Source organism: Clostridium yunnanense (genome assembly GCF_016595795.1).
Taxonomy (GTDB): domain Bacteria; phylum Bacillota; class Clostridia; order Clostridiales; family Clostridiaceae; genus Clostridium_AR; species Clostridium_AR yunnanense.
Window position 1 is genome coordinate 86,676 of the sequence record NZ_JAENHN010000051.1, and the last position, 21,224, is coordinate 107,899.

The following is a 21,224-nucleotide window of genomic DNA, read 5'->3' on the forward strand; positions in this document are numbered from 1 at the left end:
AATTTTGGAAGCTATAGCAGACTATAAATCTAAAATCCAAGCACATACCGAACGCTACTAAATATCAATTTTATTTGTAATGACTATTCTATTGCTACCCAGATATCTAAAGCTAAAGAACGTATTTCAACATTTGAATGATTTCTATACGCTCTCAAACGCTCTATACAATCCGAATTCCAAAACAAACCTTTCCCAACAACTTCAAGCAAAGAAAGAGCAATAAATTGATCTTGATGACTTCCCTTAAGCCATATTGTATCAACAATTTTTAATAAGATTTCTTGCTTCCAATAGCCCTTGCTTTCTTCAATTTTCCTTGCAACTGCATCATAAGCATTACTTAAAAGACGAGGCTGATTTTCTATACATTTTACTAAGCTATTTATATATGAAATTGCTTCCTCTACATTATCCCAATTAATTGAGGCTATATAAAATTTAATAGAAATACTTCTTAAGGTCTCGTCGAAATCAATACAATCAATAATATCCTTATACAAAGGCGTGAGTTTTAATCTAGTAAGTGTATTCAAAGATGTAAGTCTGTCGGTTAGCCTCATCAGACGCTGTCTACTTGGCAAATCCCTCTGCTTATTTGCATTCCACTTATCACTTAGCTTAACGCCTGCTAGAGTTTTATAAGTGTCTAATACAAACCTATTAACTTTTCCATCATGACATACATATATTAATACCTCCATGGCAGATTTCCATTTAACACTATCATTCAAGTCAAGTATGGTCTCTAAAGCAACTGAAGCAATTATTTCTTCGTTTCCATTTGTCCAATATCTTATACAATTATAAGCTTCTCGCCCAACTTCATCATCTATGTGATTTACGAGCTTAATAACTAACTTTAGATATCGCTCTCTATATTTTCTAGGAAGCTCATTAGGTTGTTGATTTAGTAAGCTTTTAGCAATATCACTTTCTTGTGAAGATGCAATTTCACCCAAAATATTCCATGCTTGCTCATAATCTAGTAACTTTCTAGCCGCATGTCCTATTGCAATTATTACATCCTTGTGTAGGTTTACCTTTTTAAATTCATTGATCAGTATCATGATGCTATCACTATTCTTGTACGCACCTAATAATCTTATTACTTCTTTTCTAACGGTTATTTTAAGCTTATCTCTACTCAAAAGCTCTTTTAGTATTTTAGTTAATAAATCAGGGTTAACCTTTCGTATACATCTAGGGATTGAATACATAGCAATCCGTGCTCTATCCCCATCTAAATTTTCTAATAATATAGTAAGCGCTATTTCAGGTTCCTCAATTAATGATAATGCATAAAGTGCAGTCTCTATTATATATATATCGCTATTTTTTAAAAGTTCTAACATATCTTTCATGGGAGAATCAGGCATTTTAGCCATTTTTCTTATAGATTCTGAACGTTCCCATAGATTACGCTTAGAATCAAATGAAATCTTTTCTAGCAGCAAACTAAAAGATTTTTGCTGACGAGGTAACCATCTATTAAAACCATTGCATGCTGGTACAAGATAAATTGTTTTTCCAGTTAGGAACCTTCCCTTAATAACTCTCCCATAAATAAAAGGATCCAACCACTCTTGTCGTTTTATATGCAAATGTGAAAATACTTCATTTATTGTAATAAAAGATTTATCTAATAATAATAATTCTTTAACTCTCTCATCACGAGTCTTTTTTGGCGCAAGCCAATGTTTTACTGCTTGAACCACGGTGTCATCACAACTTGCATTTATTGCTTCATGTAATAAGTTTTGGAGTTCTACTATATCTTCACCCCTTTTACCTAAAGAATCGGCTAAATCAATCACAAATTTATAGTTTTCTTTTTTGTTTTCCTCAACAACTAACGGATAAATTTCAGCAAATATCTTCTTTTCTATACCTCTAGGTAAATTCTCTTCAAGCGATGGCAAGTTAAGCTGACCATTTTGTTTTGCTAATTTTATTATTGTTCTTATAGAAAACCTAAACATTTCGCTTTTGGTATTAAATGCATTATATTTCATTATGGACAGTGCTAGTTTCTGTGTTACAAACTGGGTAGCATAAGATGTGTCTCTCGCTTCTATAATACTATCTACGAGAAAATCAAGGTCTTTTACATTCTCTTCTGAAAAAATAGTTGGCGAACAATTTGAAAGTGCACCAATCACCGCATTCCTTACAATATCCTGGTCATTTTTAATACGACGTAAAAACGTCAAAGTCTCTTGAACTCCACTCCTTGATAATCCCGTACCCTTAACTAACTGAGCAAGTGCAAAAGCTCTTTCTTCAGCATTTGACGCTTTTGATGCATTTTCAAAAAACATCCTTGAATTTTTAATAGAAAGATAGGCAGTAATTCTAGTAACTTTTCCTTTATTCTCGCTTATTTCACGAAGTTTAAGCATTCTAGCTGCTTCTCTTTCTCTCAGTACATGAGGTAATTCACCCAACAATCTTTCAGTAAAAACATGATTCTTACATTCATTTTTTTCATACACTGCTTCAAAAATCTCTTCTCTCTCTGAAGGAGCATTATGATTAAGTATTTCTGCTATATGCACAGGATTATCCCTAAGTAATTTAGCTAATTCAATCCATTGTTCTTTAGATAAACGAGTTCTTCTTTTTAAAACTCCTCTAGGCAAACCATTTGAAAGTAGATCTCCTCTAGATTCATTTCTGATCAATAATTCATACACAGTGTCCGGACTAATGCAAACTAAAATCCCAAGTTGTTTCTTTAACACTGGATGTATAATGTCCATAGGACCTAATTTGATTGCACATTCTAAAATAAGCTCTCCCTTTAAATTAGCCAAAACATCAATTGCAGATGAAAATCTCCACCAAACATATCCCCTCAAGCTCGGTGATGTATCTTGTAAAGTCATTTTAAAATGTTTAGCGACAGCATCGGGATGATTATATGCTAATTTTTTCCAATTAACAACTATGTACCCAATATCTAAAAGCCACTTTTTAACACTTTCCTCACTGCAAGCAGGGAGTAAAATTGCTGCTTCCTTTGCTCCCCAGTTATTATATACAAGAGTTATTAATTCTTCTGCCAATTGTTGACGATTGGACTTAGAAATACTTCGCAATAGTTTCAAGCGACATTCATAGGATAACCTTGATATAATATCTTTTATATCATAATCTGATGCAACTTTTACTAAAAGTCCTGTTGCCTTATTTCTAACACTAGCTTTAGGATGTTTTAATGCTGCTAATACGACCTTTTCATCTTTTGTTACTGCCGCTCCCACTAATGCTAACTTACCTTCGTATTCTCCATCTTTAAGTAATGAAAGAAGTAATTTTGAGTATTTATCCAATCCTTTATTATTACGCCCTAGTATTGCAATCTTCTTTGCTCGAGCTGAATATCCAAGTATATCTAATTCCTTAAGTAAATTTGCTTTGTTCATATCGTTTTTATTAAAAATAATAAACACCTCTTTAACAGTTCATTTGGTTCAATTTATATTCAATTAATTATACCATATAAGTATATATATGGTTCTTGTCTAATCTCCATAAAGTTCTTTTAAGCCTTCACTATAAAAAATATAGCCAACATCATTATTGATGTTGGCTATTTATGGTTATTTAATTCACAATTCAAATTTTATTTAAAACTTCTATTCTAAAATAATTTCTAACTGGTATGTTATTATAATCTCATTAGCTTTCCTAAACTACTGTATTTGTAGCTTAATGTTACCATCCTTATTTAAAGCGCTAACATAACAGCTTGTTGAATAAGAATCACCTTTATCCGTCTTTATTACTAACTTAAATGTAATATCTATTGCATACTTAGGATTTCCACCTACAGCTTTTTCCCAAGTATAAGAATCAACGCTGATATCTTGAATATTATCTTTTATTTGATTTTTCATTGATTGATAGTTTAAATCCAACTGAGTTTTTTCTTTATCAGTTAGTGGAACTGCAAACCATTTGTCAGCATCTTCTTTTGAATCATCGTATTCCATTGACACAAGTTTATTACTTACTGCATTAATACCTTTTAGATAATAGTCTTTAACAATTGAAAGCGCTTCGTCAACTTCTTTATATTTTCCATTTTCATATTTCAGATCAGTATATTCACTTTCTTTAATTACAGTAAAACCGCTATTACCTGTTGAACTTGTACTTGTATTAGAAGAACTGTTAGTGCTTGTACTATTATCGCTAGTACTTTTCTCTGTATCGTTAGACTTAGATTTACTATCATCCTTATTAGTTACAGTTGTTACTTTTGCATCTTCTTTAGTATCTTTTTTTGTACTATTAGTACATCCCACAAAGGACAACATCATTACTACGCATAATGATATTAAAATTGATTGTCTTTTCATGTGTTAATCCCTCTCCCTCTTGTTAATTGCCAGATCTTATTAAATTATCAACAGTATATGTTTTAATGAAAATTATAATTATATTAATTATTATAACCATAATTAGTTTTCTTTTTAATTATATTAGCAAATACTGTCAAAATCAATACTTTTTCTGTATTTTTTGTATTTCATATATCAATAATGTCTTTTAATAGATACTTTTAAAAACATTTATATCTCCTTTTATCAAAACATAAAAGCCTGATATAATCATAATTTTAAAAATTTATTTCGTCCCTTGCAGACTTGTCCATTGAACAATATACTATTATTAGATAAAATATTAATTACCATATATTTTCCAGTTTTACTTATTAAAAGTTTTTATCGTCCATAGGATACATTAGGAGAGCTTAAAGATATAAGATTTATTATTAAATAGCGCCTATGTAAATATAAAGTTCTTAAACTTAAGTATTAGATTACAATTATTTAGTTTGATACCTAATTACTAAAATAAAATTTCAGCAAAAGAAAGGGATTATTATGAACAAAAAAGATATATTAGAATTAAAAAGACGTTTAAAAAAGGATGATTGTACATTTACCAAAATGTGTGGCTGCTATGTTAATGGCGAAAAAAATATTGTATTAAAATTTAGAGAAACCTTTTTAAATCTAAGAGATGAAGAGTTTTTTAAATATTTAGAGATTGCAAAAAAAACCTTATCAGGAACCGTTGGTAATAATATTCTTGAGCTTAACTTTCCGGTTGAAGAAGGAAATAATATAAGCAGTAGACAACTTTCCCTAATGGAGCTAAAAAGAAGTGCCTTAAAAAACGATGTACTACTTGATGAATTTTACGACTTAATTATCGATAGTTATGAATACGCAGGTAACTTTTTAATACTTGTTTTCCATGATGCTTACGATGTTATTATAAAAACTACTGACAATGGAAAGTTAGATGAGTCTGAAGAAGTATATGAATATATATTATGTGCAATATGTCCAGTTGAACTTACAGAACCAGGACTTGGATACTTTGAAGATGAAAATAGAATCGGTGCTCGTATTAGAGATTGGGTAGTTGGTGCACCAGATCTTGGATTTGTCTTTCCAGCTTTTACAGACCGTAGTGCTGATATTCATTCTATTATGTACTACACAAAAAATGCAAAGAATCCACATCCAGAATTTATGGAAGAAGCTTTAGGCTGTGGTTCAAAACAAACTGCTACTGAACAGAAAGAAACTTTCAATACTATCATTCAGAAAGCACTTGGCAGTGATGATAAAAAATCAGAGCGTATCATCATGGAAATTCAAGATACCCTTAATACTATGGTAGAGGACAACAATGCTATTAACGGTAAGGATGCTGAGCCTATAACTCTAACTATGGAAAATATCCAAGATGTTCTGATTGAAAACGGAATTCCTGACGAAATCACTAAAAAAATCGAAAAATCCTACACAGAAGAATTCGGCGATGCCCCTCCTGTAGTAGAGCACTTAATAGATAAAAAAGTGCTTGCTGCAAATGAACAGAGAAAAAAAGAAGAAAGGCTTGAAAAGAAAGTACGTATCCTAGAGGAAAGACTCGAACAAACAAAGCAAATAGCTGAATTAGTGTCAGAAAAAGAAATAGCTTTGGACACAGACTCTGATACTCTATCAGAAACAGATTCAAACTCTGATCTAGAAGTAACTTCCGATACTAATTTAGAAGTAGATTCTGAGGTTACTTCAGAACAAAATACTGACGCAGAAATAGAATTAGATAGAACTCCAGTGGAAGACTATGATATTGTACTTCAGGTAAAACCTGAAAAAGTAACTCAAATAAAATCACAAATAATTGATGGGAAGAAGTGCATAGTTATTCCTATTGAAGAAGACGAACAAGCTAATGTAAATGGTGTTAGTACTGTACTTTAATTTTAATCAATCCTTCTTAGTTATGCACATGCAGAAAGAATGAAATTCAATTTATTAATCATACTAGCAAACTTTTTTAACAAACTATTGAATAATGCAATGTTCATCGATAAAAATACTCGAAAGTAATTAATAAAGCAAGAAAACCCTGCATTATATAGGAACTAGTTCTCTATTTATGCAGGGTTTTATTATAATTTAGTGCTTTTATACAACAGCCTTTTTCAACAATGTAATATTAACTTCTATATGCTAGCAATTAATACAATCATAGCAAGTATTGCCAAACCGCCTTGTTTTATTATTATTTTTTTATTAGCAGTAATTGAACCATATAAAGCCGCTATAATAACACATGTTAAAAAGAAAATTCTTAAAGGTATTACCATTACTTCTGGTACAAAAAAGCTCCAAAACAAACCTGCTGCCAGAAAACCATTATATAGTCCTTGATTTGCAAACAAAACTCGTACTTCTTTTCTTTCAAGTAGCTTACTATCTACTCCAAAAGTTCTTCTAGCCACTGGTGATTTTATATAAAACATCTCAAGTAGCATTATAAAAATATGTTCTGCTGCTACTAGAAAAACCAAAATTACTATTATATAGTGTAACATACTCTACTCCTTTTTATAATTTCATAACCTTCTTCTCTTCTAAACTTACTAGAGCTTCTGGAGTATGAGTAGAAAGATATACTGTAGGATTACTAATAATAAATTTTCTTACCTTTTCAAGGGTAATTTTTGCAGCTTCCTTATCTTCAAATACTACTGATAACTGATTTTCTACTAATGCCGCATCAGTATAAGTTACATCTCCGTGAAGCATATAGAATACTCCTTCATTTTCAACTATTACAATACTATTTCCAACAGTATGACCTGGAGCTGGTATTAAATATACCCCTTCTGCAATTTTCTCACTGCTATCAAAATTATGATATACTCCGTCTTTAAACTCAGCTCTTACAATGTTTTCACCACTCAACTTTAAAGCATCTGCTTCTGCTGGTGAAAGATATATTTTAGCATTTGGGAAGCTTCTTAACTCACCTGAGTGATCGGGGTGTTTATGAGTTAATAATATTTTTGTTACTTGTTCAGGCTTATAACCAAGAGAACTTAATGCTGTTAAGTAATCTTCTATCTTATATCCTTGATAAATTTTTTGTCCTTCTCTAGGTGGCATATCTGGAGTCTCTGCCGGAACCCCTGTATCAACTAAAATTACTTCCTTTCCTGTATCAATAACGAAATTTTGAAGGCTTGATGGGTATGTTTTACTTGCATCAAGTGTACTCTTGTCTGCACTTCCTCCAAACGCAAAGTCTTGTGTCATAAATCCACCTTCATATAATCTAACTGCTTTAATCTCCATAATTATTGACTCCTCCTAAAAATTTATAATATTAAAATTTTATAAAAATTAAACTTCATGAATAAAATTACAAAAAATTTATTGATCAATTTGTGATTGGTTGTTTAATCGATGTTTTAATTGTATACAATTAAATTGCATGTGTCAACATATTCTCACAATATTATCTATTTATATTCTAACTCGATTCTAATATTAATTTACCTAGTTATAGTAAAGATCTCAATTACTTATGATTTCGTAACTGTATTAATATAGAGTAGGCTCTTTGTTATTTATTTACTTTATGCTTTCAGCTTTCTTCATGTATATACATATGTTTCTTTGAACAAAGCTACATGTTATCTAAGAATTGTAAACCAAACCATTGCCTATAAAAGACTTTAATTCAAAACCCATGGCAAAATGCCATGGGTTAAATAATATTTACCTTTCCCAATCCTCTACTTCATAAAGCAAACTAGTACTCGCCATAAGCTTTCTATTATAAGAGGTAGATTGAATAAACACCTTGTACCTATCCATTAATACTGGTTTCAAGGTTTCCAGTACTCCTTTTACATTTTCCTGAGGACGGAGTCTTAGCATATCCCTAACCTGTGCACCATTAAATATCTTACCTGTTTCTTTTTCATATAATAATATTTCCTTATTTATGCCTACCTTTTCTGTTTTTGTTAGTTCATAAAACCCTCTGCCTGCCTTAAAGGATATTCCTTGCTCCAAGATAAATTCTTTTATGCTTTGATTGTTGTCTACATTTAATACCTGAAAACGTCCGTCAGGTACAGGGTTTAGCCCGTCCTCACTTACATAATCATCTATTTCCTTATGACTTAGTTTTTGTATAGAGCTTTTAATATTGTAATTCATTCTACCTTTTGATTTTAGCTCTTCAGCAAAAGACATAAGACTGTCTTCTCCATCTTGTTTGTAACATATGGCCATTATTAAATCTGGTATGTTTGCAAATTGATCTAGAGTTAAATAAAAACCACCTGTTTTATTTGCTATCTCCTCATAAAAAGGTTTAGAATGTTTTCTTACTCCTGGCATAGCGTGAATCCCATAAACATTTATTCCACCCTCCAAGAGAAGTCCTAATTCATTTCTCCAGTCAATTTTATTTATATTTGCTGGATAATTATGTCCATGCGGTACATCATCCCCAATTATAACTAATACCTTGGAGGTTCCTGACTTCCAGGAAAGGCTCGTCCTTGCTTTATTTAATACTAACTCATAACACTCAGGCGCATCTCCCCCATATGTTGGTTCCACTTTTGTAATAAAGTCAATTAATTCCTTTTCATCACTTGAGAAATCCTTAATTTTTATTACATAAGGCTTTTCCGCATCACAGTAATCTCCATGTGCTATTATAGATATTCTTAAGCTAGGAATATCAGAAAATAATTTAGTAACTATTTGTTTTATAGTTCTTCTAACCTGTGTTAAACATGGATACATCGAACCTGTAGTATCAAAGCTGATACATACATCTATGCTGTTTTCCATAAGCTCCCATCCCAATATATTAATACTTAATAAATATTATATTATTTAAATATTTTATTTATTCTTTAAAGGACTGTTTACAGATTCCGACAGTGTAATTTGGTAGTACCAATAAGGATACTATTCTGAAGGAAAATTTAAAGTAGCTATTAATTACTAGGAAATGCTAATATTATGCTAGAAATCTTTATACTTTACAATAAAAAAATAAGGAACCTCCTTGCTTCTTGTGGAAGCACCGCTCCTTATTTTTATTTTAGGCTATATTTATAAAATTATTTTAATCTATTATTAATAGTAACTTATTACTAGTCATCATATTATAATTTTTTAGCTATTACTACTAAATCAAAAATATCAACTATACCATCTTTGTTAAAATCAAATCTTGAATCCCAATTTACATCTGTATTTTTGACATCGTAGTTCTTCGCAACTAATGCCAAATCTAACACGCTTATCGTTCCGTCCTTGTCTATATCACAAATGTCTACCCACTTTGCATAAAGTACTGTGTTCGATATTACTTTATCTGTTGCAAAGTTCCATGCATTTATACATTCTGCTTCTTTATACCATCCACCAAAAGTATATCCTTCTCTAATTGATGTTATCGGTTCTGTTATTATAGTATTATAATCTACTTTCTTACTCTCTACTACACTTGAACCTTGGCTATCAAAGTTTACATTATAACTATTTATGGTCCATTTTGCATACAGTATTGTATCTGTTGTTACTGTATCGCTTTCAAAGTTCCATGCATTTATACATTCTTCTTCTTTATACCATCCATCAAAAGTATATCCTACTCTGATAGATGTTATAGGTTCTGTTATTGTAGTATTATAGTCTGTTGTCTTACTTCCTACTTCACTTCCACCTTGACTGTTAAATGTTACTTTATGACTTATTGAAGGAGGCTCTTGAAATGTTATAGCGTTGTTAAATGCATAAATCTGTGCATAAGATCCTATAACCCCTTTAATTTTAAAATTTGTATTACAACTATTGAATGTTAAAAAGCCAATACTAGTAACACTTTTAGGAATTGTTATTTCTGTTAGCGATGTACAATAGTAAAATGCATAATCACCAATACTTGTAACACTGTCTGGAATTATTATATTTGTAAAAGCATAACAGTGAGCAAATGCATTAAAATCTATTGTTTTAACAGTATCTGGGATTGTCATATTTGCGAGAACTCTGCACATAATGAAAGCTCGGTATCCAATTCTTGCTACGCCATTTGGTATTGTTATATTAGTAAGAGCTGAACAATTTTCAAATGCGCTGTTTCCAATATTCGTAAGACTACCTGGGAGTGTAACTCCTGTAAGAGAGAAACAATTGTAAAATATAAAATCACCAGTATTGGTAAGATTATTTGACAATCTTACACTTGACAAAGCTTGACAGTTATAAAACAAGTAATTCCCTACACTTTTTACACTATCAGTCATTACCGCAGTTTTAAGAGCCTTGCAGTCCTTAAATGCACCTTCGCCAATATGTATTACACTATCTGGAATTGTTATGCTAGTAAGAGAAATACACTCTAAAAACGCATAATTCCCAATACTTGTAACACTATTTGGAATTGTTATTTCTCTAAATGCTTTGCAATCTTGAAAAATAGAATTTCCTATGCTACTTAGATTAGTTGGAAGGGTTATATTAGGTAGCGATATGCAGTATGCAAATGCACTATCTCCTATACTTGTTACACTATTTGGTATGGATACACTTACAAGTGAGGAGCAATAATAAAATGCAAAACTACCTATACTTGTAACCGTATTTGGAATTGTTACACTGGTCAATGCTTTATTTTTAAAAGCATTACTTCCTATACTCGTAACTGTATGTCCATCTATTGAACTTGGTATTGTAATATTTGTATTACTACCATTATACCCAGTTATTGAATACGTTACTCCATCATCAGACAGCCAAGTAAAACCATTTTCATCTGTACCTGTTGTAGTTGCAGCAACAGACATAACATTAAAGCTTACGATTAAACTTATAAAAACAAGTATTCCATATAGCATATTTAGTTTTCTATTTTTCATATCTTTTCTCCTATCAAAAATAAAATTTTTATACTATATCTATTATCGTAATTTTAATTTTTCCATTTAATTTTTAATATTGGTAAGTAATAGTTTATAAAATAAATTTCGCCCATATTCACAAGAAACATGGACGAATACATATAAAATACGACAGTTAAAATTAAATCTCAGTTATATTAATCATTTAAACTTCCTTACTCTTCAATAAGTCTCTAATCTCTTGAAGCAACAACACCTCTTCAGATTGTTTAACTTCTACTTTAACAACTTCAGCTTTCTTTTCTTTTTTGAATTTATTTATCAATCTTACAAATAAGAAGATGGAAAATGAAACTATCAAGAAATCAATAATATTTTGAATAAAGTTTCCATAATTAACAGTAAGTGCTTCTTTGCTTCCATTGGATCCCTTAATTACAAATTTTAAATATTTGAAATCAACTCCACCCGTTAAAGCACCTATTATTGGCATAATAATATCATTTACTAAAGACGTAACTATTTTGCCAAAGGCACCACCTATAACAACACCAACAGCTAAATCTATTACGTTTCCCTTTACTGCAAATTCTTTGAATTCTTTGAACATAATTATATAGATGTATCACTTCATATTGAAACTTATTATTTTTAAACTCTCTCACCAGAACCCGTGAGAGCTTTAAAAATAGATTTCGGATTGAAGTGATACATCTTCACCTCACTTTCCATGAATTTTAAGTATCTATAAATTTATACTATAGATTGTAGCAGACTTACATTTTAAGATTTGTTTAGTAAAGCTTTTTATTATTATCTCACAATAGTTTGGCAATAATTTAAATATTAGACAGTATAACTACTGCAAATCACTTTTAATATAAGTTATTTTGCTCAATTTATTTATTTTTAGCATAAACTTTAAAGGCTTCCCCCATAAACTTAGCAGCACCACTTCCATACTTCTTATCCATAGCTTTTTCATAAATCGGGTTTGATATATACTGCTCAGCTCTATATCCCCAATAATTTTCTCCCATATCCATTTTTAAAAAGTCACTGCTCTTTTTAGTCTCTGATGCTATTTCTTCAACAATTTGTTGAATTTCTCTTGAAGAAGGATCTTTACTTAAATCTGCTGTAAGGTTTTTATACAGTTTCACTGATTTCGGAAGCTTATCTTCCAAATAAAACTTTAAGGCCTCTCCTATAAGTTTAGCTGCTCCACTTCCATACTTTTCATCTATTGATTCTATCCACTCTGGATATACTAAATAGAGTTGTACATTAGAATACCACAAATCATCTCCTATTTCTGTGCTGAAGACTTCATAATCTTTTTTAGCAATTGTTGTTATTTCTCCAGCTATTTCTTGAATCTCTTTAGAAGTAGGATCTTCATTCAAGTCTTTAGTAATCTTACCAAACAATTCCTTTAGCCTAAGATGTTTCCCCTCCAAACAATCTTTTTTAAACTTATCAATCTGCTCTGAAATTATAAACATATCACTATCAAAATTTTTCTTTATAGCTTCAGCAAACTTTTCAATACTTCCATGTTCCTTTATAGCCATTTTAGCTATTTCATCTTCCTTAGTTTTGATTTTTTCAATACTTTCGTTATATTTTTCTAAACTACCATACATTTTAATTACTTTATCTTCATTTTCTATCTTAAAATCTTCCAAAACCTTATAATATTCACTCATATCAAATTCTTTAAAACTCATTTCTCCTTCTCCTTTTAAAGTCTTATTTATAAGATTTATCAAGTCATCCAATCTCTTACGTTTTACCAAAAGTAGCTTTTTCTGATTTTTTAAAGCTTCCATTTTATCAAAGTACGGGCTCCCCATTATGTCTTTAACATCTTTTAATGGAATATCAAGCTCTTTAAAAAACAAGATTTGCTGCAAGGTTTTAAGTGCTTCATCGTCATAAAGCCTATACCCAGCTTCTGTCATTTCACTTGGTTTTAATAATCCTATTTCGTCATAATAATGTAGAGAACGTACACTTATTCCTGTCAAATCCGAAACTTGTTTTACTGTTTTCATTACTTCACCTCAAGGTTTAATATTACCTCCATAAATAACAACTATTTTGCCGGCTATTTTTTGTTATTGATTAGAAGCATGTTTTATTAATAAACCAATTCTTTATTAAATGCTCAGTTAAGTACTATGTTGAATTTAAGCTTATAACTATATAGTTCAGTAAATACAATATATTTCTAAATTATATATTATTTAGAATGGGTTTATTTATATATTACACTATGACGTGGTGTTAGGGTCAACACTTTAGGACCGGTTATCTGTAAAATTATTTTAAAGTTCGGGGCTTTAATTGTATAAGGATAATATTTACACAATTTTCAACTAGCGATATAATATGGTATATAATTACATTAAATACAATTTATAATTACACGTAAACATGGACTGGAGGTGAAACATTTTGAGACTTATTGATGCAAGAAGATTAGATTGGCCTGAAGCTAAAGCTAAAGGAAAGAGACGCTTTATATTTATGCGAGGAATAATACCATTTGTCATGGCAGATTTACTAGCCCTTACAATTAGTCAGTTATCATATAATAAACCCTTGTCACAAATTTCTTTGAATACTATGATGATATATTTGTCTAGCTTAATATTTATTATCTTTGCTGGATTTTTCTATGCAAACACGATTTGGAAATCTAATGTTAAAAATTTTGATAAATAGTTCATATAGAGTTCCTAACTCAACTATTAACTTATACGTGCCCGAAAATCCCCAAAAGTCGGGATTTTTTATCTATAGAACTATTTAAAATTTTAACTAAGTAACTATTTAAATATTAAAATATTTAAATAGTTACTCTTAAAATAAGGCTTTGAGAGAATTTTAGTATTTTAAGCCATATAAAATTTAAAAAGCTGCCACACATTATATGAGTGGCAGCTTGAACCTATTTCTTCGTAGTAATCCTGCGCTTATACCGAGATTTTCACTGTACTTACTTTATTTCTACCATTTTGTTTTGAAAGATACAGGGCTTGGTCAGCTTTTTCAATCAGCTGTGAGATTTTAAAAGTATTTTCGCTTGTATTGGCTACACCAATACTGATAGTACTTTTGATAAAGTTATCTTTATCTATTTCTATGTTCATATTTTCAATTTTTTCTCTTAATTTTTCTGCTAAATAAATGGCTGTATCTAAATTGGTATCTTTAAGTAAAACTAAAAATTCCTCTCCACCATATCTTCCTATAATGCAATCTTCAGTGAGCTCCATTTTTATGGTTGAAACAAGCTGCTGCAAAGTCTTGTCTCCTATCAAGTGTCCATAAGTATCATTTATTTTTTTAAAATAATCTATATCTAACATTATTAAAGATACACACTTATTAGAGTTTCTATGCTCTTCTATTATAGATTCAGACATGTTGAAAAAATGAGTACGCGTATATGCTCCTGTTAATCCATCAGTAGTAGCCAGTTTTTCCACCTGGTTGAATAATCTTGCATTTTCAATTGCAATCCCTACTTGTCCAGTAAAATTATAAAGCACTTCATACTGTGCACCATTGGAATCGTCTATGGTATCATCATATAGGACAATAATCCCTACATTTTTCTTATGATAAGTAATAGGAAATTCAATAAAAGCTTTAAAACTTCTGTCAATACCATATGCATGCATTACAACATCGTTTAATATAATTGAATGATTTTCTTTTATAGTCTTTTGAAAATATAAATCTTGTTCTACTTGAAATAAAATTTTGTTTTTCAATTGCTCTGCTTTGTATCCTAGCGTAGCTTTTACAACATAGCCCTGATCTTCCTTTAGAACTATCATGCCGTTATGAAACTTAGTTATCTTACATATTCTTTGCAGTAAAAAAGTTACCATTGTACCTATATCATTAGTGGATGTAATAGTTTTAGTTATATCATGCAAGTTTTCAAGTAATATCCTCTGCTTCTCTTCTATAACCTTTTCCTGTCTCATTATATTGAATCTATCTCCTAGTGACAGTGAAAGCAGCACAATATTTATCACGGCTCCTATCCTTGGAGAATATAGAGTAATAAAGCTTAACGGTAGTATTTTATAAGCTGTCAGGATATTCAGACTTGAACCCAAAAATAAAGCAATCCATGAAACAACATACAGCTGAACAGCTCTTTCCTTAACTCCCACAAGTTTTATACTCGCAAAGCAAATCGCCGAGCTTGCTGTTATAATAAAAACAGACATTTCAGTAGCAATTGCTACAGGTATCAAAATTGCAGCTATTACTGCTATAAGCTCTGTAAACAACATACAGGACATCAATTTATCATAAAATCTAGATCTTTCCTTCACCCTTAAAAAGCTTCTTGTGAACTGAAGCGAGAACATTGCGCTCAAGATTATAAAAACCGGATTTGCTTTAGTGTTCCAGAATACAAGCTTAGGCCAAAGGTATTGAAAGGCTAGACCATCCCAAATGAGCTGCATTATTGAAAACGCAAAGATAAAACAGCAATAATAAATATATGTTTCATCCTTCAAAGAAAAATAGAGTATTAAGTTATATAAAAGCATTATAAGCATTATTCCATAATAAAAACCTAGAACCATGTTACTATGTTCTTCTTTTTCTATAAAATGTTTTTCTGTATACAACTTAACTGGTAGCTGTAAGTAGCTCTTTGCTTCTACTCTCAAAATTATGGTTTGTGTTTCTTTTGATGGCAAATGCAAATCAAACACAAAATTTCTGTTATTTATCTCTCTATTAGAAAAAGGATAATCACTTCCAGTGTCTACCTCTTCAATTAATCGTTGCCCATCAAACCTATAAAACTTCAAGTTACTAAGCTGAGGCTTACTTATTTCTAAAAACATATTTGCTGCTTGATCTTGATCATTTTGAACTACCACCCTAACCCAATATGCAGCACTAGAAATTTCTCCACTTAAATTACTTTCTTTATAGGATTTAAATTTATCTCTTATTTCTGGATAAAATATAGAATCAATAGTAAATACCCTCTTAGTATCTTGTAAGATTTGTAGGTGATCTGTTAAATCGTATTCTTCCTCACCATTATTAACTTTTACCACCGAGGAGATATTTTCAGAAGCTAAAGCCACTGTATTACTTAACCCTATAGTTAAAAACACAAACAATAAATATGTAAATAGCCTCAATACGTTCTTTTTTCTAATTTCATATTTCATAATTTTACGCCTTTTGTGAAAATCCTCTCACTATTTGTTGATATCTATAGCAATTTCCTCAAGAAGTGTTCCTTTTAAAAGCTTTAAGGAGCCATCAGAGGAAAAGTCTTTTGGCATATAGGAGTTTATAACTCTTTTATTCTCTAACAGACCCATTTTAATTAGTGATTCTGCTACAAGTTCGCTGCATGTATAATTATCTAATTTAGACGGAATATTAAGTAACTTTCCTTCCACTACTTCCAATATCATTTTCCATTCGTCAGGATTAGGCAATCCGTGTAAAGAAGTAAATAATGCATTTAACGAATTAATCATTTCATCAGTTCTTTCTACCTCTAAACGTCTCACAGCATAAATCGGAGGAGTATATGGCTTTAAATCACTTCCATAAGTTTTTAATCTTTCTTCAAGGTTAACAATCTTAGGACCAGTCTTGTTATCCTTATAAAGTTCATCAGAAAGATTAGTTAATGCCGATGATTCCCAAAGCAAAGGATATTCTATATTAGGTATTCTTACAACCATTGCAGCATGTGACCACATACTATGTTCAAGCTTTTCTACAAGTTTGCTAATTGAGTATTTTCCACTAAACAAAATCAAATCTCCCGTTTTCAAGTCATCTTTAAGTTCAGAAAATGCTATTGTCTTCATAAGTACATCACCTCATAGTTTTAATAATAGGAATTATTATAGTAAAATTTAAAACTCAAATAGTTAATTAACATATCTTTCATCACTTAACTTCAATAATAATCCTATGTACAACTATTCGACACACTTTGATTTTTTTCCTGCCAGCTATTACATAAACTTAATAATAATTCCACATAAATAAGACTTTTAAAATAAACTCAAAATAGATGCTACGAAGTTTTATTTCGATCACTTTGAATATGGAGTAGTTTATCTATAGCGTTACTAACCTTTAACAAAGCATGATCATTGTATACAAAAGAAAAAGAGGCGGTATCACCGTCCCTTTAATATATGCCTTGTTTAATTTTTCTTTTATTTATAGCACTGCCTAAGAGATAAGCAGCTGCGATCCAGATAAATAAGTAAATAAGCTGGCTAGTGAATTGAGATAAGCTTTTCCCTTTTTCTATTCCTTGTATCATCGTCATATATGCTTTCTGCGGCAGCGCACTGCATAGTATATCTAAAAACTTATTACCATCGGTAAAAGATATATAACAGCCTGATACTAAACTAGTAAGCATATAAATTCCTGTGGAGGCTAAAGAGTAGTCTGAGCCGAGTACTGAAGCTATAAAAAGTGCTAGTGAGGTTGAAAGTGCAGAAATTATTGCAACTAATATAAACAACATTCCATAGCTAAACCCCATATCTACTTTAAAAACAATTTTGGTAACCGCTAAGGTTAAATACGATGGTATAAAGATGCCGGAAAATGTGAAGAGTTCTTGTGTAAAAAGATATATTCTTTCATTTGCTGGAGACATCAGTATTCTTCTTAAGGTTTTTTTATCTCTATCCTCAGTATACAGTGTTATAAGGGCTACACCTTGCATTAATAAAATCATAAGAATAAAGCCTAAGATATTTGTTCCTTCGCCTTTTTTTGAGGTATCCTCATTATTGTCTGGCAGTTTGCCTGTTTTAAAATAAGCTTCTATGATTCTTTTATCCTTCTGATTTTTCAAGGTTGTTACTATATAATCATCATTACGTTTTTCCACTATAGCCACATACTTTCCAATAAGCAGAGACGAAACAGCTGGCTTTTCTTTTAAAATCTCAATATCCACCCTATTATCTTTGGGAATACTAATATTTGTAGCTGATACATAAGCAATTTTTCCTTTTATAACTACTTTTTCTGAAAATAACACTGCAGCTCCAATCATAATTGGTATAAGAATTAAAGCAATTATTATAGTAGCTTTTTGTGCTAAGGTCCTACTTAGATTATTTTTAAAAATATTTAATATATTCATTATACATACTCCTCCGGCTTAAAGGTTATATGAGTTATAATAATGCAAACTATACAGAATGCTAAAATTACACTAAGTGTAGACATATACATACTAAAGTCATTATCATAAATGATTTTAAAAACACATTCTGTGATCCATCTTATGGGTGATATAACTGATATTTTAGTTATTAGCTTTCCTAAGTTTTCTACAGGAAAAAAACTTCCTCCTAAAAATACAAATATTAATATAGGAATCTGCATTATGGAATTTGCCAGTTGCTCTTTTTTAAAAATGCTGCAAAACATTGTACCAAGACAGCAGCCAAATAAGGAAAGTACATTTATAAGAAGTACCACGTATAAAACATTTTCTCCTCCAAAATTCATATTCAGTATATACTGAGCTAAAAGTATTATAAAGCTGTAGCAAACTGTACCTACAATATATGTGGCAATTAATTTTGAAAGATATATCTCAGTCTTGGAAACCGGTGCATATATAATACGGGTATTACCCTTCTTGACCTTCTCTTCCATAAAAGTATTTGTAGCTGTCATTGCCAGCATAATTGCCGTAAAAATCATCAAGGTGACTCCATAATAATCATAAGAATTAATACTTAAGGAACCATAGCCGCCTTTTGTAATAAACCCAATAACTCCAATAAGTATCAGTGGAAAGATAGTATTTGCAATTACTAAAGTTGGATTTCTAATTATATTAACAATATCAAATTTTACTATTTTTATTAAATTCATATGATAAACCTCCTTACACTAATCCCTCAAGTTTCTTCCTGTAAGCTCCAAAAAAGTAGTTTCCAATGATGCTTCCTTGCTATTCATGCTTTTAATTGTGCAATTTGTTTTTAGAAAGGTGGCTATTATTTCATTAAGATTGTCCTTTGATTTTAATGAGGTTAAGTTTACTTCATTTTCAAGGATCTTGACCTGTTTTATTCCTTCTATAGAATAAAGCTCTTCATCAATCAGTTTCTCTGTATTATTAACACTAAAAGAATAGGATATCTCCTCATTAACCATCTGCTTCAGTTCTTCATTTGTGCCTTCAGCTATTATCTTACCTTCATTCATTATTATGATCCTGTCTGCAATAGCTTCTACCTCCTCCATATAGTGAGTAGAATAAATTATTGCTGCCCCTCTAGATTTCAGTGTTTTAATAGAATCTAATATATGATTTCTGGACTGAGGATCAATACCTACAGTAGGTTCATCCATTATTATGATCTTTGGCTTATGTGCAATAGCACAAGCTATATTTAATCTTCTTTTCATCCCTCCTGAGAAGGTCTTTGGTTTATCCGACTTTTTATCATAAAGCCCCACTAGTTCTAATGCTTCTTTAACCTGTTGCTTGAGTTCATTTCCTTTTAGTCCATAAAGACTTGCAAAAAAGCTTACATTTTTTTCAGCACTTATTTCTTCATAAATAGCTATATCTTGAGGAACTATGCCTATAGACTTCTTTATAATTTTTGCATCCTCCTTCAAATTGTGTCCTAAAACCTCTATTTCTCCCTCATCAGCCTTCAGTATGGTAGATAAAATGTTAAGAGTTGTGCTTTTACCTGCACCATTAGGTCCAAGGAGTCCTAAAATTTCTCCATTCTTTAATGAAAAATCAATACAATCAACTGCCTTTTTTGAGCCATAATTTTTTTCAAGGTTTTTTACTGTAATAATATCCTTCACTATTCTCTCTCCCCCTAGACATTATACTGTCTATTTATATATTTTTTAAATCGCATCTTATAAGTTTACTTTGCAAAAATTCATCCTTGTTCTAAAATCCTGGTTTCAGGCAATTTTATAACATGTATAAATTAATGATTGAAGCTAGAACCCTCTACTGCTTTATGATAAGTTGCGATTTATGTTTTACTTAATTAAGTTATGGATGTACCACTTCGTAATGAAATTTATTACTGTGTCTTTATATTGTTCACTCTTTTAGTTAGACATTATATTGTCTAATATAATAATACTACCCTTCATATATTTAGTCAATATACTGTCTAATTTTTTCTAAGATTTTCTTATTTCTAAAAAATAAAATTGATATATTTATTTAATCTAATACTTATATATTTTTTATATAGCAAAAAAGGAATCATAACTAAAGTTATAACTCCTTTTTTAAGATTCTTCGTTTTCCAAATTCTTTTAATACTTTCTGCTCAAATTCACTTGGATCTACCCCTAAGTCTAAAAATCCTTCTGATTCAAAGCCATCTTGCTCTTCACCATCAAAGTGATATAGCTTTTTTAATAGCTTCCAAAGCGTTTCTATTTCATTTGAAGAAAAATCTTTAAATAGGTCTGCAAATAGATAAATTCCATTTTCAGTGCACTTTACGATTACCTTTGTTCCTTCTTCGGTAATCACAACATTAACCGCTCTTTTGTCCTTAGTACTAGGTACAGTTTTTATATATCCTTTTTTCTCCATTATATCTATAAGCTGTTTCACGCTTTGCTTAGTAGTCCCTAACTTCCTAGCTATATTATTTATAGTTCTTTCATCCTCATCTAGATGAGCCATTGCAACTACTGCCATATACTGTCTTGAAGTTAGCCCTTCAAGATATTTATCACCTACCATTTGCACTTTATTGGTAAGTGAAAATAATGTAGCATATGCTTGCTGCATTAAAAACAGTTCTTTAAAAACATCCATTAAAATCACCCTTCTTCTCTTTAGCCTATATTTGAATTAGTTTCTTAATCTAATGATAGCAAAACATTGAAAATTCATCAATATACTGTCTAAATTTCTATA

General features: G+C 30.6%; 16 protein-coding genes. 2 read left to right on the top strand and 14 right to left on the bottom strand.

Annotated features, from left to right (window positions below):
• Positions 1–83 precede the first annotated feature (83 nt).
• Both JHL18_RS19350 and JHL18_RS19355 read right to left on the bottom strand, forming a co-directional pair.
• On the bottom strand, positions 84–3,428 hold the full coding sequence (locus tag JHL18_RS19350) for a HEAT repeat domain-containing protein (protein ID WP_207753063.1): 3,345 nt from the start codon (positions 3,426–3,428) through the stop codon (positions 84–86).
• 270 nt (positions 3,429–3,698) lie between these two features.
• Complete coding sequence (locus JHL18_RS19355) at positions 3,699–4,367, bottom strand: hypothetical protein (protein ID WP_200272288.1); 669 nt, start codon at positions 4,365–4,367, stop codon at positions 3,699–3,701.
• 528 nt (positions 4,368–4,895) lie between these two features.
• Here JHL18_RS19355 and JHL18_RS19360 point away from each other — a divergent pair.
• Positions 4,896–6,293, top strand: a complete 1,398-nt coding sequence (locus JHL18_RS19360) for a DUF4317 family protein (protein ID WP_200272290.1) — start codon at positions 4,896–4,898, stop codon at positions 6,291–6,293.
• 245 nt (positions 6,294–6,538) lie between these two features.
• On the opposite strand, the gene JHL18_RS19365 is transcribed toward JHL18_RS19360, so the two are convergent.
• The 6 genes from JHL18_RS19365 to JHL18_RS19390 form a co-directional block, all read right to left on the bottom strand.
• Entirely contained in the window at positions 6,539–6,910 is a 372-nt protein-coding gene (locus JHL18_RS19365; RefSeq protein WP_200272292.1) for a DUF1304 domain-containing protein, read from the bottom strand.
• Between the two features lie 13 nt (positions 6,911–6,923).
• Positions 6,924–7,673 carry an MBL fold metallo-hydrolase gene (locus tag JHL18_RS19370; RefSeq protein ID WP_200272294.1) on the bottom strand — a complete coding sequence of 250 codons (750 nt, stop codon included), beginning with the start codon at positions 7,671–7,673 and terminating at the stop codon, positions 6,924–6,926.
• 426 nt (positions 7,674–8,099) lie between these two features.
• Positions 8,100–9,191, bottom strand: a complete 1,092-nt coding sequence (locus JHL18_RS19375; protein ID WP_200272296.1) for a VWA domain-containing protein — start codon at positions 9,189–9,191, stop codon at positions 8,100–8,102.
• A gap of 320 nt (positions 9,192–9,511) precedes the next feature.
• Entirely contained in the window at positions 9,512–11,269 is a 1,758-nt protein-coding gene (locus JHL18_RS19380) for a leucine-rich repeat protein (RefSeq protein ID WP_200272298.1), read from the bottom strand.
• A 187-nt stretch (positions 11,270–11,456) separates the two neighbouring features.
• The gene (gene mscL, locus JHL18_RS19385; RefSeq protein WP_200272300.1) at positions 11,457–11,861 is read right to left on the bottom strand and encodes a large-conductance mechanosensitive channel protein MscL; all 405 of its coding nucleotides are present in this window, start codon (positions 11,859–11,861) and stop codon (positions 11,457–11,459) included.
• A gap of 289 nt (positions 11,862–12,150) precedes the next feature.
• Positions 12,151–13,308 carry a MerR family transcriptional regulator gene (locus tag JHL18_RS19390; RefSeq protein WP_200272302.1) on the bottom strand — a complete coding sequence of 386 codons (1,158 nt, stop codon included), beginning with the start codon at positions 13,306–13,308 and terminating at the stop codon, positions 12,151–12,153.
• Positions 13,309–13,711: 403 nt separating this feature from the next.
• Here JHL18_RS19390 and JHL18_RS19395 point away from each other — a divergent pair, with 403 nt between their 5' ends.
• The gene (locus JHL18_RS19395; RefSeq protein ID WP_200272305.1) at positions 13,712–13,981 is read left to right on the top strand and encodes a hypothetical protein; all 270 of its coding nucleotides are present in this window, start codon (positions 13,712–13,714) and stop codon (positions 13,979–13,981) included.
• 251 nt (positions 13,982–14,232) lie between these two features.
• Here the strand turns inward: JHL18_RS19395 and JHL18_RS19400 are convergent, their stop codons facing one another.
• From JHL18_RS19400 to JHL18_RS19425, 6 genes are all read right to left on the bottom strand, one after another.
• Positions 14,233–16,473 carry a diguanylate cyclase gene (locus JHL18_RS19400; RefSeq protein ID WP_200272307.1) on the bottom strand — a complete coding sequence of 747 codons (2,241 nt, stop codon included), beginning with the start codon at positions 16,471–16,473 and terminating at the stop codon, positions 14,233–14,235.
• Between the two features lie 30 nt (positions 16,474–16,503).
• A complete protein-coding gene (locus JHL18_RS19405) occupies positions 16,504–17,130 on the bottom strand; it encodes a hypothetical protein (RefSeq protein ID WP_200272309.1) in 627 nt (208 codons plus the stop codon).
• A 329-nt stretch (positions 17,131–17,459) separates the two neighbouring features.
• Positions 17,460–18,437 (bottom strand): ABC transporter permease, encoded by a 978-nt coding sequence (locus JHL18_RS19410; protein ID WP_200272311.1) that lies wholly within the window; start codon positions 18,435–18,437, stop codon positions 17,460–17,462.
• The gene (locus JHL18_RS19415) at positions 18,437–19,180 is read right to left on the bottom strand and encodes an ABC transporter permease (RefSeq protein WP_200272313.1); all 744 of its coding nucleotides are present in this window, start codon (positions 19,178–19,180) and stop codon (positions 18,437–18,439) included. The genes JHL18_RS19410 and JHL18_RS19415 overlap by 1 nt, the downstream gene beginning before the upstream one ends.
• 18 nt (positions 19,181–19,198) lie before the next feature.
• Positions 19,199–20,137: an ATP-binding cassette domain-containing protein gene (locus JHL18_RS19420; protein ID WP_200272315.1), complete on the bottom strand. Its 939-nt coding sequence runs from the start codon at positions 20,135–20,137 to the stop codon at positions 19,199–19,201.
• A 430-nt stretch (positions 20,138–20,567) separates the two neighbouring features.
• Entirely contained in the window at positions 20,568–21,122 is a 555-nt protein-coding gene (locus tag JHL18_RS19425; RefSeq protein WP_200272317.1) for a MarR family winged helix-turn-helix transcriptional regulator, read from the bottom strand.
• Positions 21,123–21,224 lie beyond the last annotated feature (102 nt).

Bases quoted from the DNA above. Each gene is read 5' to 3' on its own strand.
- JHL18_RS19350 (WP_207753063.1), bottom strand. From the start codon at position 3,428: ATGAACAAAGCAAATTTACTTAAGGAATTAGATATACTTGGATATTCA.
- JHL18_RS19355 (WP_200272288.1), bottom strand. From the start codon at position 4,367: ATGAAAAGACAATCAATTTTAATATCATTATGCGTAGTAATGATGTTG.
- JHL18_RS19360 (WP_200272290.1), top strand. From the start codon at position 4,896: ATGAACAAAAAAGATATATTAGAATTAAAAAGACGTTTAAAAAAGGAT.
- JHL18_RS19365 (WP_200272292.1), bottom strand. From the start codon at position 6,910: ATGTTACACTATATAATAGTAATTTTGGTTTTTCTAGTAGCAGCAGAA.
- JHL18_RS19370 (WP_200272294.1), bottom strand. From the start codon at position 7,673: ATGGAGATTAAAGCAGTTAGATTATATGAAGGTGGATTTATGACACAA.
- JHL18_RS19375 (WP_200272296.1), bottom strand. From the start codon at position 9,191: ATGGAAAACAGCATAGATGTATGTATCAGCTTTGATACTACAGGTTCG.
- JHL18_RS19380 (WP_200272298.1), bottom strand. From the start codon at position 11,269: ATGAAAAATAGAAAACTAAATATGCTATATGGAATACTTGTTTTTATA.
- mscL (WP_200272300.1), bottom strand. From the start codon at position 11,861: ATGTTCAAAGAATTCAAAGAATTTGCAGTAAAGGGAAACGTAATAGAT.
- JHL18_RS19390 (WP_200272302.1), bottom strand. From the start codon at position 13,308: ATGAAAACAGTAAAACAAGTTTCGGATTTGACAGGAATAAGTGTACGT.
- JHL18_RS19400 (WP_200272307.1), bottom strand. From the start codon at position 16,473: ATGAAATATGAAATTAGAAAAAAGAACGTATTGAGGCTATTTACATAT.
- JHL18_RS19405 (WP_200272309.1), bottom strand. From the start codon at position 17,130: ATGAAGACAATAGCATTTTCTGAACTTAAAGATGACTTGAAAACGGGA.
- JHL18_RS19410 (WP_200272311.1), bottom strand. From the start codon at position 18,437: ATGAATATATTAAATATTTTTAAAAATAATCTAAGTAGGACCTTAGCA.
- JHL18_RS19415 (WP_200272313.1), bottom strand. From the start codon at position 19,180: ATGAATTTAATAAAAATAGTAAAATTTGATATTGTTAATATAATTAGA.
- JHL18_RS19425 (WP_200272317.1), bottom strand. From the start codon at position 21,122: ATGGATGTTTTTAAAGAACTGTTTTTAATGCAGCAAGCATATGCTACA.